The following is a 14,703-nucleotide window of genomic DNA, read 5'->3' as shown; positions in this document are numbered from 1 at the left end:
GCAGGAACGCCGACCCATCCAAGGGCAGGGGCTGAAACAGCATGTCGCATAACACTACAGAGGTTCTGGCAGGTGGGCTGGTTCTGGCCGCAGCAATCGGATTTGCCGTCTATGCGGGGCAGGCTGCGGGTCTGTCTCGAGCCGGATCAAGCTATGAACTCAACGCCTCCTTCCGCTCACTGGAGGGCGTCAGCATCGGCACTGATGTGCGCCTTGCAGGTGTCAAGATTGGCACCGTGACCGGGGTTGATCTGAACCCACAAACCTTCCGTGCGGACACGCGGTTTTCGGTGAAGGATGGGATTGAGATCCCGGATGACAGCGCGGTGGTGATTTCTTCCGAAGGTCTGTTGGGTGGCAATTTTGTCGAGGTAATGCCGGGCGGATCGCCGTTTGCCTTTGAAGCAGGTGATGCGGTGGAAGATACTCAAGGCGCGGTCAGTCTGATCTCGCTTCTGGTGAAGTTCGTTGCAGGTGGCGGGGACGAAGGCTGATGCGTCTCCTCTCGGCAGTCTTGGCATGCGGATTGTGCATTGGCACCGCCTCGGCGCAGGGTGCTGCGGAGACCGGCAGTTCGGCTGTTCTGCGTGGTCTCGACAAGGTCAACGGTCAGACACAGGATCTGGAAATTCCTGTCGGTGGCAGCGCGGAAATTTTTGGTGTGATCGTCAGTCTGCGGGAATGCCGCTATCCTGCGGACAACCCGACGGGTGATGCCTATGCTTATCTGACCGTGCGCAACCCCAATGATGCCACAGTGTATTTTGACGGTTGGATGATCGCCTCAAGCCCGGCGCTGAATGCGCTGGACCACAGCCGTTATGACGTTTGGGTCATGCGCTGCACCAGCACCTGAGGATCGGGCAGCTCAGCGTCAGTGAAGTCTGCCGCGATATCCAGTGCGTCGCGCAATTGACGGCGGTAGCTTGCCCTGGTGATTTCGATCGCCCCGAGCGAAGCCAGGTGTGGCGTTAGAAATTGCGTATCGCAGAGCATGAACCCGGTCTGTTGCAAACGGTCCATCAGATATGCCAGTGCGATTTTGGATGCGTCCCGCCGCCGTGAGAACATACTCTCACCAAAAAACGCGCCACCCAGGACCACACCATAAACGCCGCCCGTCAGCACGCCAGCATGGTAGACCTCAAGCGAATGGGCGTTGCTCTGATTGTGAAGGTCAATGTACCTGGCGCGGATTTCAGGGTTGATCCAGGTTTCTTCGCGGTCTGCGCAAGCGTCCAGCACAGCTGCAAAATCCCGGTTTACTGCGATCTGATACCCGCCCCGACGCAGGGTTTTGGTCAGGGATCGTGATAGGTGAAAGCCGCCAATGGGGAAGACGCCACGCCGCTTGGGATCCACCCAGAACACCTCCGGGTCATCCCGGCTTTCAGCCATGGGAAAGACGCCGACAGAATAGGCGTGCAGCAGCAGGTCTGGCGTGAGGGTCATGGCGTTAATCTAAAACGGGAGTGGGCAGTGGCGGAACTGGAAAAAAGCATCGCGTCGTGGTTTGACCAGTGACAAAAACAGTCAAAGAGGGCGGCCCGATTGGACCGCCCCGATCTCTTAGGCGTTGCCGAGGTTGGTTTCCAACCAGTGCTCTAACCAGTGAATATTATACTCACCGGTGTGGATGTCTTTTTCCTCAAGCAGCGCGTGGAACAGCGGTACGGTGGTGTCGACACCATCCACGATCAGCTCACCCAGAGCCCGGCTCAGACGCGCCAAGGCCTCAGGCCGGTCGCGACCATGCACGATCAGCTTGCCGATCAGGCTGTCGTAATAGGGCGGGATCGAATAGCCATCGTAAAGCGCCGAATCCATGCGCACGCCCAGCCCGCCGGGGGCGTGATACTGGGTGATTTTACCGGGGCAGGGTGCGAAGTTCGGCAGTTTTTCTGCGTTGATCCGCACTTCGATGGAGTGACCGTTGATCTCCAGGTCGTCCTGGCTGAAGGACATAGGCAGCCCCTCGGCCACGCGGATCTGCTCGCGCACCAGATCGACACCAAAGATACCTTCGGTCACCGGATGTTCCACCTGAAGGCGGGTGTTCATCTCGATGAAATAGAACTCACCGTTTTCATAGAGGAACTCAATGGTGCCGGCGCCGATATAGTTGATCTTGGCCACAGCATCGGCGCAGGTCTTGCCGATACGTGCACGTTCCTCAGGGGTGATGCAGGGGCCGGGGGCCTCCTCGAACACCTTCTGATGGCGGCGCTGAAGCGAACAATCCCGTTCCCCCAGATGCACGGCCTTGCCCTTGCCATCGCCGAAGACCTGAATCTCGATGTGACGCGGCGTGGTCAGGTACTTTTCGATATAGACCTCATCGTTGCCAAAGGCAGCCTTGCCCTCGGCGCGCGCGGTCATGAAGGCCTGCTCCATGTCTGCAGCGGTTTTCGCCACCTTCATGCCGCGTCCGCCACCACCAGCTGTCGCCTTGATGATGACCGGATAGCCGATCTCTTCGCCAATCTTCTTGGCGGTATCCAGATCTGGCACACCGCCGTCAGAACCGGGTACACAAGGGACGCCCAGATCCTTCATCGTGTCCTTCGCGGTGATCTTGTCACCCATGATGCGGATGTGTTCGGCGGTCGGACCGATAAAGGTGAGGCCGTGATCCTCCACGATCTGCACGAAGTTGGCGTTTTCCGACAGGAAGCCATAGCCGGGGTGGATCGCCTGCGCGCCGGTGATCTCACAGGCGGAGATAATCGCGGGGATCGACAGGTAGCTTTGTGTCCCGGAGGGAGGGCCGATACAGACGGATTCGTCGGCCATGCGCACATGCATGGCATCAGCGTCTGCGGTGGAATGTACGGCAACCGACTGGATGCCCATTTCCCGGCAGGCACGGATCACGCGCAGGGCGATCTCACCGCGGTTGGCAATCAGGATCTTGTCAAACATGGTGGACCCTTACTCGATGATGACCAGCGGTGTTCCGAATTCGACCGCTGCGCCGTCTTCGACGAGGATACGCTTGATGGTACCGGCCTTGGGTGCCGGAATGTGGTTCATGGTCTTCATGGCTTCGACGATCAGCAACGTATCGCCTTCGGCCACCTGATCACCTACCTTTACAAAGGTTGGCGCGCCGGGTTCGGGCTGGGTGTAAACGGTGCCGACCATCGGGGAGGGCACGGCGCCGGGATGGCTTGCCGGGTCTTCGTTGGCGGCGGCAGGTGCTGCGGCGGGAGCCGCCGCCGCTGGAGCTGCGGGAGCGGCAGCAACAGGCGCCGGGGCTGCATATGCCTGCACGGGGGCAGGTGCGGCCATCATCTGGCGTGACACACGCACATTCAGGCTGTCATCCTCGCCGTAGTCACGCTTCACCTGCAATTCGGTCAGATCATTGTCGCGCAGCAGTTCCGCCAGCGCTTTGATGAAGGATACGTCTGCTTCGTGGGTCTTATTTGTCATTTTTGTCCTCAGCCGGTTCCGACAGGCCCGCAAAACCCTGCGGGCATAAGATTTGAAGGCGCTTATAGGGTATGCTTTACCACAAGGAAAGCGCTGACAATATGGACGCTAACATGGGCGCCCTTGAGCTGATTTGCAATCTTGCGGTGCGGATCTGTGTTCAGAGCGGCATTCCGGTCAGTTTCGCCACCAGTTCGGGCAGTTTGCGGGCGGAGAATTTGACCAGAAGATGCGCCCGGTGGGTTTCGATTGTGCGATAGGACAGGTTCAGCTCAGCGCCGATTTCTTTGGCTGAAAGTCCGCGACAGGTCAGAATTGCCACATCACGCTCGCGTGGCGTCAGGCTGACCACAGGCCGGTCGTCCGAGATGTCGGCGAAACTCCAGACACCGCTGCGAAAATGCTGATCCGGCGTCAGGGAGCGACCGCGCACCCGGCACCAGAACAGATCTCCGGTGCGGCGGCGCATGATCCGTTCGTCGTTATAATGCCCCGACTGGGCGTCGGGCTGTTGCAGCCGGTCGCCAATCCGCTGGAAGTCTTCCTGACTGGGGTAAAGCTCTGCGATGGGCAGGCCGACATAACTGCCGCTGTCACCCCCAAAGGTTTCGGCAAACTGCTGGTTACAACGCTGGATCACCCGTTGGTCGAGCAGAGCCAGCCCAACCGGCGCAAATTCAAAGGCGAGATCGGTCATGGGGGCAGATAACCGCTGTTCCGACGCAAAGCAAAGCGAATTCAGTGTTCAAATCAATAGCTGTGTACTGAGCAGCGCCTTAAAAACTGTCGGGGCCCTCCGCGGCAGAGGGGGTAAAAAAGGGGCTGATGCCACTGCATCAGCCCCGAGGTGCCAAGGCCGGCACATGAACCGGCCCGACGGGGAGTGTTGGGGTTAGATGGCCAGGTATTCGGCGCGCAGTTCTTCGTTTTCGAGAACTTCTGCGGCGGAGCCATCGAAGACGATACCACCGGTATCAAGGATCACCGCGCGATCCGCCAACTCCAGCGCGCGTACCGCGTTCTGTTCGACGATGACGGTGGTGATGCCCTGCTGTTTGATGTGGACAAGGGTCTTTTCGATCTCATCCACGATAACGGGGGCCAAGCCTTCATAGGGTTCATCCAGCAGCAGCACCTTGATGTCACGGGCCAATGCGCGGGCAATCGCCAGCATCTGCTGTTCGCCACCGGAAAGCGTGACGCCCTCCTGCTTGCGGCGTTCGCCAAGACGCGGGAACAGCTCGTAGAGTCTCTCAAGAGACCAGCCGATGGGCGGGGCGATCTGCGCCAGCTGCAGGTTTTCCTCAACGGTGAGGCCGGGGATGATGCGGCGATCTTCTGGGACAAGACCCAGACCCGCGGCGGACGCCTCATGCGAGGACATCTTGTGCAGGGGCTGATGGTCCAACCAGATCTCACCCTTGGTCACCATAGGTGAGCCTGTGCGCGCGATGGAGCGCAGGGTTGAGGTTTTGCCGGCACCGTTGCGGCCCAGAAGCGCGAGGATCTCGCCCTCATGCACGTTGAAGGAAATGCCCTGCACGATATAGCTCTCGCCGTAGTAGGCATGCATGTCCCAGACCGACAGAAAGGCCGGTGCCGTGGTCGCATGGTTGGCGTGTTTGGAAAAGTCGGGTTTGACGTTCATCTTGTGATCTCCTTACGCCGACTCGCCGAGGTAGGCTTCGCGCACCTTCGGGTTGCCTTTGATGTTCTGCGGATCGTCTTCCACCAGCGGGGTGCCCTGCGCCAGAACAGTGATCCGATCCGCCAGAGAGAACACCACGTGCATGTCGTGTTCGATGATCGCGATGGTAATATCGCGCTCGGATTTGATCTGTTTCAGCAGATCGATGGTGTTGTTGGTATCGGCGCGCGCCATGCCCGCCGTGGGCTCATCAAGCAGCAGAAGGCGCGGTTCCTGGCTAAGGCACATGCCAATCTCAAGCCGCCTTTTGTCCCCACGTGACATGGAGGCGGCGTTCATGTGCCGTTTGTCGGCCATGTTCATCTCCTCCAGCATGTGCTCTGCCTTCTCCAGAATGTCACGTTGGCCGGAGACGGCGCTGATTGCATTCATTTCAAAGGCGCCGTCGCGCTTGGCAAAGCAGGGGATCATCATGTTTTCCAGCACCGACAGATCGCCAAAGATCTCAGGCGTCTGGAACACACGGGAAATGCCCATCTGGTTGATCTCATAGGGCGCGCGGCCGAGGACGGATTTGCCATCGAACATCACCGATCCGGTGTCCGGGATCAGCTTGCCCACCAGACAGTTCAGCAGCGTGGACTTGCCCGCCCCATTGGGGCCGATGATGGCGTGGACCGTGTTTTCGCGCACGCTGAGGTTCACCTCGGACAGGGCCTGAAGGCCACCGAACCGCTTGCCTACGTTTTTAACTTCAAGGATACCCATTGGTCTTGCTCCTTATTCCGCAGGTTCAGTTTTGCCCGAGGGGCCGTCTTTTTTGGCTTTGCGCCCCTGGATCCAGCCACGCAGCTTCTGTCCGCCTTCGACCAGGCCGCCGGGCAGGAAGATCACCACCAGCATGAACAGGATGCCGAGGGTCAGATGCCAGCCCTTGCCGATGAAGGGGTGCACGATGAAGACCATCGCGTCCTCGATCCCGTCGGGCATGAAGCTGAACCAGCTGTGCAGCACATTGTCGTTGATCTTGGAGAAGATGTTCTCGAAGTATTTGATGAAACCTGCGCCCAGAACCGGGCCGATCAGCGTGCCGGCACCGCCGAGGATGGTCATCAGGACAACTTCGCCGGAGGCGGTCCACTGCATCCGCTCAGCACCAGCCAGCGGGTCCATGGAGGCCATCAAGCCGCCAGCCAGACCGGCATACATGCCGGAGATAACAAAGGCCGCCAGCGTGTAGGGACGGGTGTTCAGACCCGTGTAGTTCATCCGCTGCTGGTTCGACTTCACGGCCTTCAGCATCAGGCCAAAGGGCGAGCGGAAGATGCGGATCGAGAGGTAAAAGGCGGCCAGCAGGATCAGCGCGCAGAGATAGTAGCCCGCGTTGAACTGGAATGCCCAAGGGCCGACGGCCATCTCAAAGGTTGAGCGCATCTCCATACCAAAGAGGTTGGTTACCGGGATGGAGCCATCGGCGGTGGCAGAGGCACCCAGAACACGAGGATCATCCAGTGTCAGCTGCAGACCCGTTTCGCCATTGGTGATCGGGGTCAGCACCGAATAGGCGAGGTTGAAGGACATCTGTGCAAAGGCCAGCGTCAGGATTGAAAAGTAGATGCCGGAGCGGCGCAGGCTGACATAGCCAATGACCAAAGCGAACAGGCCCGCGACGATCACCGACAAAACAATCGCCGGTACGACGTTCATGCTCAGCAGTTTGAACATCCAGACAGCTGAATAGGACCCTACACCGAGGAAGGCCGCATGGCCAAAGGACAGGTAACCGGTGAGGCCAAAGAGGATGTTGAAGCCGATGGCAAAGATGCCGAAGATCACAAACCGTTGCATTAGGTCGGGGTAGCCCGCGTTGAACTGCGCCAGCGCGCTGCCCGTTGGGAAGGGGTTCAGGATGAACGGTGCGAACAGGGTCAGGATGGCAACGACCAGCAGCAGCGTCCTATCTTTTTTGTTGAGTGCGAACATGTGCTTAGTCCTCCATCACACCTTTGCGGCCCATCAGGCCCCGCGGGCGGGTGAGCAGAATGATGATTGCGACCACATAGATGATGATCTGGTCGATGCCGGGGATCAGGGATTTGATTTCATTCATCGACGCGAAGCTTTCGAGCACGCCGAGAAGAAAGCCAGCTAGCACGGCGCCGGGTAGGGACCCCATGCCGCCAACAACAACAACCACAAAGCTCAGCACCAGAAAATCCATGCCCATGTGATAGTTGGGTGAGTTGATCGGGGTGTACATCACACCAGCCAGACCGGCGACGGCGGCGGCGATACCAAACATGATGGTGAAGCGGCGGTCGATGTTGATGCCCAGAAGGCCCACAGTCTCACGGTCCGCCATGCCTGCGCGCACCACCATGCCGAATGTGGTGAATTGCAGGAATGAGAAGATGCCGCCGATGATGACTACTGCGAAGAAGAAATAGACCACACGCCAGACCGGATAGACGATGTCCATCCCGATAACGGAGCCTAGGTTGACGACACCGTTCAGGGCATCCGGGGCAGGGGTCTGGATCGGGTTGGCGCCGTAGAAGTATTTCACCACCTCCTGCAATACGATGGCGAGGCCAAAGGTCACCAGGATCTGGTCCGCGTGGGGGCGTTTGTAGAAATGTTTGATCAGCCCGCGTTCCATGACATAGCCAACCGCGATCATGATCGGGATGGCAAAAAGGATCGCCAGTGGCACCGCCCAGTCTATGATGGCGCCGCCCACCTCGGGGCCGAACCAACTTTCGACATAGGGAGTTTTGACTTTGAGGGGATTGCCCAGAAAATCCTTCTGGGTTTCATCTACGGTTTCAAAGCTGAGGCTCAGGACCCGTTGCACGGTGACCGCACAGAAGGCGCCGATCATGAACAGCGCCCCATGGGCAAAGTTCACCACGCCCAGCGTGCCAAAGATGAGTGTCAGACCCAGCGCGATCAGCGCATAGGCAGAGCCCTTGTCGAGCCCGTTTAAGATTTGCAATAGGATTGCGTCCATTGTCCCCACCTTCGGTTGGTCCGTCTGGAATTGGCATAAGTCGGCTGTTCAGCGCCATCGGCGCTGGTCCTGTCGTCGTGAATTGTCAGGCAGGTTGGCGCCGGGAGATTAGCAGGGCGGGCACATGATTTGCGCCCGCCCTAAGTCTGTGATTAGGCGCCGCTGTTGCAGGTGCCAAGGGCACCGCCTGCGAACATCGGATGATCCGGCGCGTAGGTCACCTGTTCCGCCGGGGTCACTTCGACAACTTCAAGCAGGTCGAACTCCGAGGTCGGGTTTTCCTTGCCGCGCACGACCAGCACGTCTTTGAAGCACTGGTGATCTTCGGCACGGTACAGCGTCTTGCCGTTGCCCAGACCGTCGAATTCAAACCCTTCGAGGGCCTCAACAACAGCGCAGGGGTTGAAGGAGCCTGCGCGTTCGACTGCATCTGCATACAGCAGGGTCTGACAATAAACGGTGTGTGCCGCCTGGCTCGGCGGGAAGCCATATTTGGAGCCGAAGGAGCGAACGAAGGCTTGTGAGCCTTCGTCCTGCAGCGACCAATGCCAGTTGGTGGAGCCGTGGATGCCCTTCACGTTGGCGCCCGCACCCTTGGCCATCAGGCGGGAGTACAGCGGAACAACGATTTCGAAGTTCTTGCCGTTAACGACCTTCTCACGCAGGCCAAACTGCACTGCGTTGGTCAGCGAGTTCACCATGTTGCCACCGTAGTGGTTCAGCACCAGCACGTCGGCACCGGAGTTCAGAACAGGCGCGATATAGGACGAGAAGTCGGTGGCGGCCAGCGGCGTGCGAACCTTGTTTACGGTGTTCCAGCCCAGCGCCTCAGTGGCGGCGGCGATGGATTCTTCCTGTGTCCAACCCCAAGTGTAGTCCGCCGTCAGGTGATAGGCGTTACGGTCGGTGCCATAGAGGTTCTTCAGCACCGGTGCCAGTGCAGCACCAGACATGTAGCCATTGAAGAAGTGGCGGAAACCGTTGGCTTTTTTATCTTTGCCAGTGGTGTCGTTGGAATGGGTAAGGCCCGCCATGAAGATCACGCCAGCTTCCTGGCAGAGACCCTGTACAGCAATCGCCACACCGGAAGAAGAGCCGCCGGTGATCATCACGGCGCCGTCTTTTTCGATCATCGACTTGGCCGAGGCACGGGCCGCGTCGGATTTTGTCTGGGTGTCGCCGGTTACGAATTTGACTTCCTTGCCCATGATCCCGTTGCCCTGCAGGGCTTTGGACGAGAAGGTGTTCATCATGCCGCCGTCGCCGCCGCCATTCAGATGTTCAACGGCCAGCTGATAAGCCCGCAGTTCGTCTGCGCCCTCATCTGCGTAGGGGCCAGTCTGGGGTACGTTGAAGCCCAGCGTCACGGTGCTGCCAGTTGGCTCATTTGTAAACGCGGCTGCAGACGATGCGGTAAAGATCGTCGGAAGCGCCACGCCGGCACCCGCGATGGCACCGGTCTTCAGGACTCCGCGACGCGATACGTCAGTCTTGGACATGTATTCCTCCCTTATGTGTAACGACGGCAACAGCTCCTCACTTCCGCTGACGTCTGCACGTTTTCGTGCAAAACCAGTATGGGCGTGGCTTGTAAAATCACGCAATAAAACCCTTGAAATGCTGGTTTATTCTGTAAACAAATGAACAGGTGTTAAGGGTTTTCTGTAAAGAAACTTATGTTGCGGTGCAGAAAGCCCTTGATCCGTCATGCTTTTGAAAGGGAATGCCGCCATGGGGCGTGACACGCTGACAGGGAGTCGTATCCGCGAGCGGCGGTTGATGCTGGGGCTGCGTCAGGCCGAACTGGCGCGGCAGGTCGATATCTCGGCCTCCTATCTGAACCTGATTGAACACAACCGGCGCAGAATCGGCGGCAAGCTGCTGGTTGATCTGGCACGTGTGCTGGCGGTTGAACCGTCCATGTTGACCGAAGGGGCGGAGGTGGCGCTGCTGTCGACCCTGCGTGAGGCTGCTGCGGAACTTCGCAGACCTGTTGCTGAACTGGACCGGGTGGATGAATTTGCAGGCAGGTTCCCGGGCTGGGCCGAGGTTCTGGCGCAGAGCCAGCAGCGGATTGCCAGTCTGGAGCGCACGGTACAAACCCTGTCGGACCGGCTGACCCACGATCCGTTACTGGCGGCCTCGCTTCATGAGGTGCTGTCGACAGCTGCTGCGATCCGTTCCACTGCGTCGATTCTGGCGGAAACCGGCGAACTGGAAGCGGAATGGCGTGATCGGTTCCACAAGAACCTCAATGAGGATTCCTTCCGTCTGGCAGAGAGCAGCCGTGCGCTGGTGAATTTTCTGGACGAGAGCAATACCTCAGCCGAGCGTCGCGGCGTCCCGCAGGAGGAGGTGGAGCAGTTCTTTGCGGCCCATGAACATCATTTCCCTGAGCTTGAAGTCGCTGAGGCCTCTGCACGCCCGGCAATGATTGATGCGCTGGTTGCTGGGGCCGATGATCTGGTGAGCGAGGCCGGGGGGCTGATTGCGCGCTCCACCCTGCAACAATATTGCGCCGATGCCGAGGTGATTCCGTTGGAGCCGTTGAGCGAACAGCTCGCCCGCGAGGGGGTCGCGCCGGACGCGTTGGCGCGCGCGTTTCAATGCGATCTGCCCGTTGTGCTGCGTCGTCTTGGGGCGCTGCCGCCTGCGGTTCTGGGGCAGGAGGCGGGGCTGGTGATCTGTGACGCCTCTGGCTCCATCCTGTTTCGCAAGCCCGTGACGGGGTTCGCTCTGCCACGCTTTGGCGCATCATGCCCGCTCTGGCCGCTATATACGGCTTTGTCGCGTCCACAGGAGCCAGTGCGCCGGGATGTGGTGCAGCAGGGGCGGAGTGCCGTCGGATTTGATTGTCTGGCGGTGTCCTGGCCTCACCAGAGGCCGGGGTTTGACAGCGACCCTCTCTATCATGCGGTGATGCTGATCCTGCCAAAGGGCGACGTGGTTGAAACGGCACAGCCGGTTGGGGCCAGCTGCCGGATCTGTTCGCGCCGCGACTGTGTGGCGCGGCGTGAACCGTCGATCCTGAAGGAAGAGTTTTGACAGCAGCGCAACCGCAACGCTACTGTTGCGGCAGGGACGGAGACGCCTTGAGGGAATGACCTCGCGAAGGATCGGGCGTAGGGGAGGAATATCCACACAATGGGCAGGCATGTTGTTCTGGTCGAAGACGAGCCGAATATCACCGAGGCGATCCGATTTCTGCTGACCCGCGACGGCTGGCGGGTCGACAGCCACGCCGATGGCAGCGATGCGGTTGAGGTGATCTGCACGGCGAAGCCGGATCTGGTGATCCTGGATCTGATGTTGCCCGGCAAAAGCGGGCTGGAGATCATTCGTGAATTGCGCGACAGCGGGCAGCTGCCGGATTTGCCGGTTTTGATGTTGACCGCAAGGGGACAGCTGCGCGACCGCGAAATGGCAGAGCAGGCCGGGGTAACCCGGTTCATGACCAAACCGTTTTCCAACAACGAGGTTCTGACCGCAGTCCGTGACCTTCATGCGCAGGCGGCGCAGAACCGCGCAGGTATGTCTGAGGCTGGCGGTGCGGCTGCTGATCTGACTGAACAGGCCCGCCAGGGATGATCCGTGGCGACGGCGCGGAGAGCGAGGGCGAAACCGGCGCGCCGTTTGTTGAACGCCGGACCTATCGCCGCCGCCGTTTGATGGATGTAGCGCGCCTGTTGCCTGTCTTGGGCGCACTGTTGCTGCTTGTGCCACTGATGTGGCCCGACCCAGACCCCTATCCTGCACCGGACAGCATGTCAGGCATGCCGCTGTCACAGGCGATGATCTATATCCTCGTGGTCTGGGCGGGGCTGATTCTGGCGAGCTTTGGCTTCGCGCTGGCGGTCAGGCGCTGGGCGGAGCACTGGACCGAAGGTGGCGAGCCGCGCCGAGGCGGGGACGCGGACTGATGGCGTCGCTCAATGTTTTGGCGCTGGTTTGTCTGAGCTATGTTGCGCTGTTGTTCATCGTGGCTTTCGCCGCGGACCGTCACGCCAGTCATGGGCGCGCTGCTCGCTGGATGCGGTCACCGTTGATCTATACGCTGTCGCTGTCGATCTATTGCACAGCCTGGACCTTTTACGGGGCGGTGGGTTACGCGGCGCGTTCGGGGTTGGAATATATCACCATCTATCTTGGCCCGACGCTGGTCATGGTCGGCTGGTGGTGGGGGCTGCGCAAGCTGGTCCGTATCGGTCGCAGCCAGCGGATCACCTCCATCGCGGATCTTTTGTCGGCGCGATATGGGAAATCCAACCTTCTGGCGATCGGGGTCACGATCCTCGCTGTGATTGGCACGACGCCATATATCTCGCTGCAATTGCAGTCGATTACCCTGTCTTTCTCGATCTTTGCCAAGGCTGACCCCCTGCGCAGTATCAATGAGACGCAGACGGTGTTCTGGGTTGCAGCGGGGCTTGCGGCTTTTGCCATTCTCTTCGGCACGCGCAATCTCAACGCAAATGAGCGGCACCACGGCGTGGTGACGGCGGTGGCGCTTGAAGCCGTGGTGAAGCTGGTGTCGCTGCTGGCGGTTGGTATCTTCGTTGTCTGGGGGATTGCAGGCGGCGTGGGCGAGACCATGGCGCGGATTGATGCCTCTGCGATAGGTCAATGGCAGGTCGATGGCGGACGCTGGGCGACGATCACCTTCCTGTCGGCAGCGGCCTTTGTCTGCCTGCCGCGTATGTTTCAGGTTATGGTGGTCGAGAATGAGGACGAACGCCATCTGCGCATCGCGGCCTGGGCTTTTCCACTCTATCTGCTGCTGATCTCGATCTTTGTGGTGCCGATTGCCGCCATTGGGCTGGAGCTGTTGCCGGTCGGGTCGAACCCGGATCTGTTTGTCCTGACCCTACCTCTGGCCGAGGGCCAGCAGGGGCTGGCGATGCTGTCTTTTCTGGGAGGATTTTCCTCTGCAACATCCATGGCGATTGTTGCGGCGATGGCGCTGTCCACCATGGTGTCCAACCATATCGTCATGCCGATCTGGCTGCGCTGGCAGGAGGTGGGTGCCTCCGTCTCTGGCGATGTGCGACACGTCGTGCTGCTGTCACGGCGGCTGTCTATCGCGGGCATCATGGCACTGGGGTATTTCTACTACACGCTGTCTGGCGGCGGAGCTGCGCTGGCTGCTATTGGTTTGATTTCGTTTACCGGTATTTCACAGATGCTGCCAAGTCTTGTGGGCGGGCTGTTCTGGCGTGGCGCGACCCGAAGCGGCGCACTTGCGGGCTTGTCCGTTGGGTTTGCAATCTGGCTTTACACGATGCTGTTGCCAGAACTGGGCGGCGGACTGCTGCCTGCGCGTGTACTGACGGATGGGCTGATGGGCCTGTCGTGGCTGCGCCCTCATGCGCTTTTCGGGATTGAAGGACTGGATCCTACGGTCCATGCGGTCCTGTGGTCGATGGCATTGAACACCGCGGCGTTCCTGATTGGATCTCTGCTGACCTTCCCCAGTCCGATGGAGCGCCTTCAGGGCGCGCAATTTGTGCATGTATTCGACCATTCTTCGGGTCCGCGCGGCTGGACCGGATCTGTGGCGCAGAGCGAGGATCTGATGGTCATGTCTCAGCGCATCCTGGGGGCGGGTGAGGCACAGACGTTCTTTCAGAGCGAATTGGCGCGTCAGGGCGGTCGTGGCCCGCTGCCCGAGCCGACCCCAGCGTTTCTGGAGCGTCTGGAACGCGAACTCAGCGCCTCTATCGGGGCGGCGGCGGCCCATGCGATGGTCGGGCAGATTGTCGGCGGGTCATCGGTTTCCGTGCAGGATCTATTGGCGGTGGCGGATGAAACGGCGCAGATCCTTGAGTATTCCAATCGGCTTGAAACACAGTCCGAAGAACTGTCAAGAACGGCGCGCAAGCTTCAGGAAACAAATGAAAAACTGACGCAGTTGTCGCAACAGAAGGATGCGTTCCTCAGCCAGGTGAGCCATGAATTGCGCACGCCGATGACCTCCATCCGAGCGTTTTCCGAAATCTTGCGTGATACCGAAAACCTCGCGTCACAGGATCACAGCCGCTATGCGGGCATTATCCACGATGAGGCGCAGCGGCTGACCCGTCTGCTGAACGATTTGCTGGACCTCAGCGTGCTGGAAAATGGTCAGGTGAGCCTCAACATCAGTGCAGGACGTTTGGGGGATGTGTTGGATCATGCGGTGGCCACTGCGCTGGCCGATGGATCGGCGCGGTTGCGGGTGGAGCGCAGCGCAGCGACGGATGATATGCGGCTCTCCTCCGACCTAGACCGGTTGGCGCAGGTGTTCATTAATCTGATCGCAAACGCCGACAAATACTGTACGGCAGCGGATCCGGAATTACGCATCACCGCCCGTCAAAGCGATCATCGGTTGTTTATAGATTTCATCGACAATGGTAGCGGGATCCCGCCAGAGTTTCGGACCACTATTTTTGAGAAATTTTCGAGGGTTAGCCCGGAACGGGCAGGCGGCGCGGGCCTCGGTTTGGCGATCTGCCGTGAGATCATGCAGCGTCTTGGCGGCGATGTGGCCTATCTTTCGGGGGAGGTCGGTGGTGCCTTTCAGGTTTCGTTACCTCTTCGTCAGGAAAACCCGGTTTAACTGTTTAGCGTA

At 59.5% G+C, this 14,703-nt stretch carries 15 protein-coding genes; 6 read left to right on the top strand and 9 right to left on the bottom strand.

Annotated elements, in window-relative coordinates:
- Positions 1-41: 41 nt before the first annotated feature.
- The gene (mlaD, locus tag GAL_RS10480) at positions 42-494 is read left to right on the top strand and encodes an outer membrane lipid asymmetry maintenance protein MlaD (RefSeq protein WP_014874383.1); all 453 of its coding nucleotides are present in this window, start codon (positions 42-44) and stop codon (positions 492-494) included.
- A complete protein-coding gene (locus GAL_RS10475) occupies positions 494-856 on the top strand; it encodes a DUF2155 domain-containing protein (protein ID WP_024097556.1) in 363 nt (120 codons plus the stop codon). Before mlaD ends, GAL_RS10475 begins: the two co-directional genes overlap by 1 nt.
- Here the strand turns inward: GAL_RS10475 and aat are convergent.
- The 9 genes from aat to GAL_RS10430 form a co-directional block, all read right to left on the bottom strand.
- A complete protein-coding gene (aat, locus tag GAL_RS10470) occupies positions 820-1,452 on the bottom strand; it encodes a leucyl/phenylalanyl-tRNA--protein transferase (RefSeq protein WP_024097555.1) in 633 nt (210 codons plus the stop codon). The genes GAL_RS10475 and aat overlap by 37 nt on opposite strands.
- A gap of 117 nt (positions 1,453-1,569) precedes the next feature.
- Positions 1,570-2,922, bottom strand: a complete 1,353-nt coding sequence (gene accC, locus GAL_RS10465; protein ID WP_024097554.1) for an acetyl-CoA carboxylase biotin carboxylase subunit — start codon at positions 2,920-2,922, stop codon at positions 1,570-1,572.
- A 9-nt stretch (positions 2,923-2,931) separates the two neighbouring features.
- A complete protein-coding gene (accB, locus tag GAL_RS10460; RefSeq protein WP_024097553.1) occupies positions 2,932-3,435 on the bottom strand; it encodes an acetyl-CoA carboxylase biotin carboxyl carrier protein in 504 nt (167 codons plus the stop codon).
- Between the two features lie 160 nt (positions 3,436-3,595).
- Positions 3,596-4,132: a LuxR C-terminal-related transcriptional regulator gene (locus GAL_RS10455; RefSeq protein WP_024097552.1), complete on the bottom strand. Its 537-nt coding sequence runs from the start codon at positions 4,130-4,132 to the stop codon at positions 3,596-3,598.
- A 195-nt stretch (positions 4,133-4,327) separates the two neighbouring features.
- Complete coding sequence (locus GAL_RS10450; protein ID WP_024097551.1) at positions 4,328-5,083, bottom strand: ABC transporter ATP-binding protein; 756 nt, start codon at positions 5,081-5,083, stop codon at positions 4,328-4,330.
- Between the two features lie 12 nt (positions 5,084-5,095).
- The gene (locus GAL_RS10445; RefSeq protein WP_024097550.1) at positions 5,096-5,851 is read right to left on the bottom strand and encodes an ABC transporter ATP-binding protein; all 756 of its coding nucleotides are present in this window, start codon (positions 5,849-5,851) and stop codon (positions 5,096-5,098) included.
- Between the two features lie 12 nt (positions 5,852-5,863).
- Positions 5,864-7,066: a branched-chain amino acid ABC transporter permease gene (locus tag GAL_RS10440; RefSeq protein ID WP_024097549.1), complete on the bottom strand. Its 1,203-nt coding sequence runs from the start codon at positions 7,064-7,066 to the stop codon at positions 5,864-5,866.
- A 4-nt stretch (positions 7,067-7,070) separates the two neighbouring features.
- A complete protein-coding gene (locus GAL_RS10435) occupies positions 7,071-8,093 on the bottom strand; it encodes a branched-chain amino acid ABC transporter permease (RefSeq protein WP_024097548.1) in 1,023 nt (340 codons plus the stop codon).
- 152 nt (positions 8,094-8,245) lie between these two features.
- Positions 8,246-9,592 carry a substrate-binding protein gene (locus GAL_RS10430; protein ID WP_014874393.1) on the bottom strand — a complete coding sequence of 449 codons (1,347 nt, stop codon included), beginning with the start codon at positions 9,590-9,592 and terminating at the stop codon, positions 8,246-8,248.
- Positions 9,593-9,824: 232 nt separating this feature from the next.
- Here GAL_RS10430 and GAL_RS10425 point away from each other — a divergent pair, with 232 nt between their 5' ends.
- From GAL_RS10425 to GAL_RS10410, 4 genes are all read left to right on the top strand, one after another.
- Positions 9,825-11,138 carry an XRE family transcriptional regulator gene (locus GAL_RS10425; protein WP_024097547.1) on the top strand — a complete coding sequence of 438 codons (1,314 nt, stop codon included), beginning with the start codon at positions 9,825-9,827 and terminating at the stop codon, positions 11,136-11,138.
- A gap of 99 nt (positions 11,139-11,237) precedes the next feature.
- Positions 11,238-11,681: a response regulator transcription factor gene (locus GAL_RS10420; protein ID WP_024097546.1), complete on the top strand. Its 444-nt coding sequence runs from the start codon at positions 11,238-11,240 to the stop codon at positions 11,679-11,681.
- Positions 11,678-12,013: a hypothetical protein gene (locus GAL_RS10415; protein WP_024097545.1), complete on the top strand. Its 336-nt coding sequence runs from the start codon at positions 11,678-11,680 to the stop codon at positions 12,011-12,013. The genes GAL_RS10420 and GAL_RS10415 overlap by 4 nt, the downstream gene beginning before the upstream one ends.
- Positions 12,013-14,691: an ATP-binding protein gene (locus GAL_RS10410; protein WP_024097544.1), complete on the top strand. Its 2,679-nt coding sequence runs from the start codon at positions 12,013-12,015 to the stop codon at positions 14,689-14,691. The genes GAL_RS10415 and GAL_RS10410 overlap by 1 nt, the downstream gene beginning before the upstream one ends.
- Positions 14,692-14,703: the final 12 nt, after the last annotated feature.

Source organism: Phaeobacter gallaeciensis DSM 26640 (assembly GCF_000511385.1).
In the GTDB taxonomy this organism is placed as follows: domain Bacteria; phylum Pseudomonadota; class Alphaproteobacteria; order Rhodobacterales; family Rhodobacteraceae; genus Phaeobacter; species Phaeobacter gallaeciensis.
This window is presented reverse-complemented; position numbering and strand designations above follow the sequence as displayed.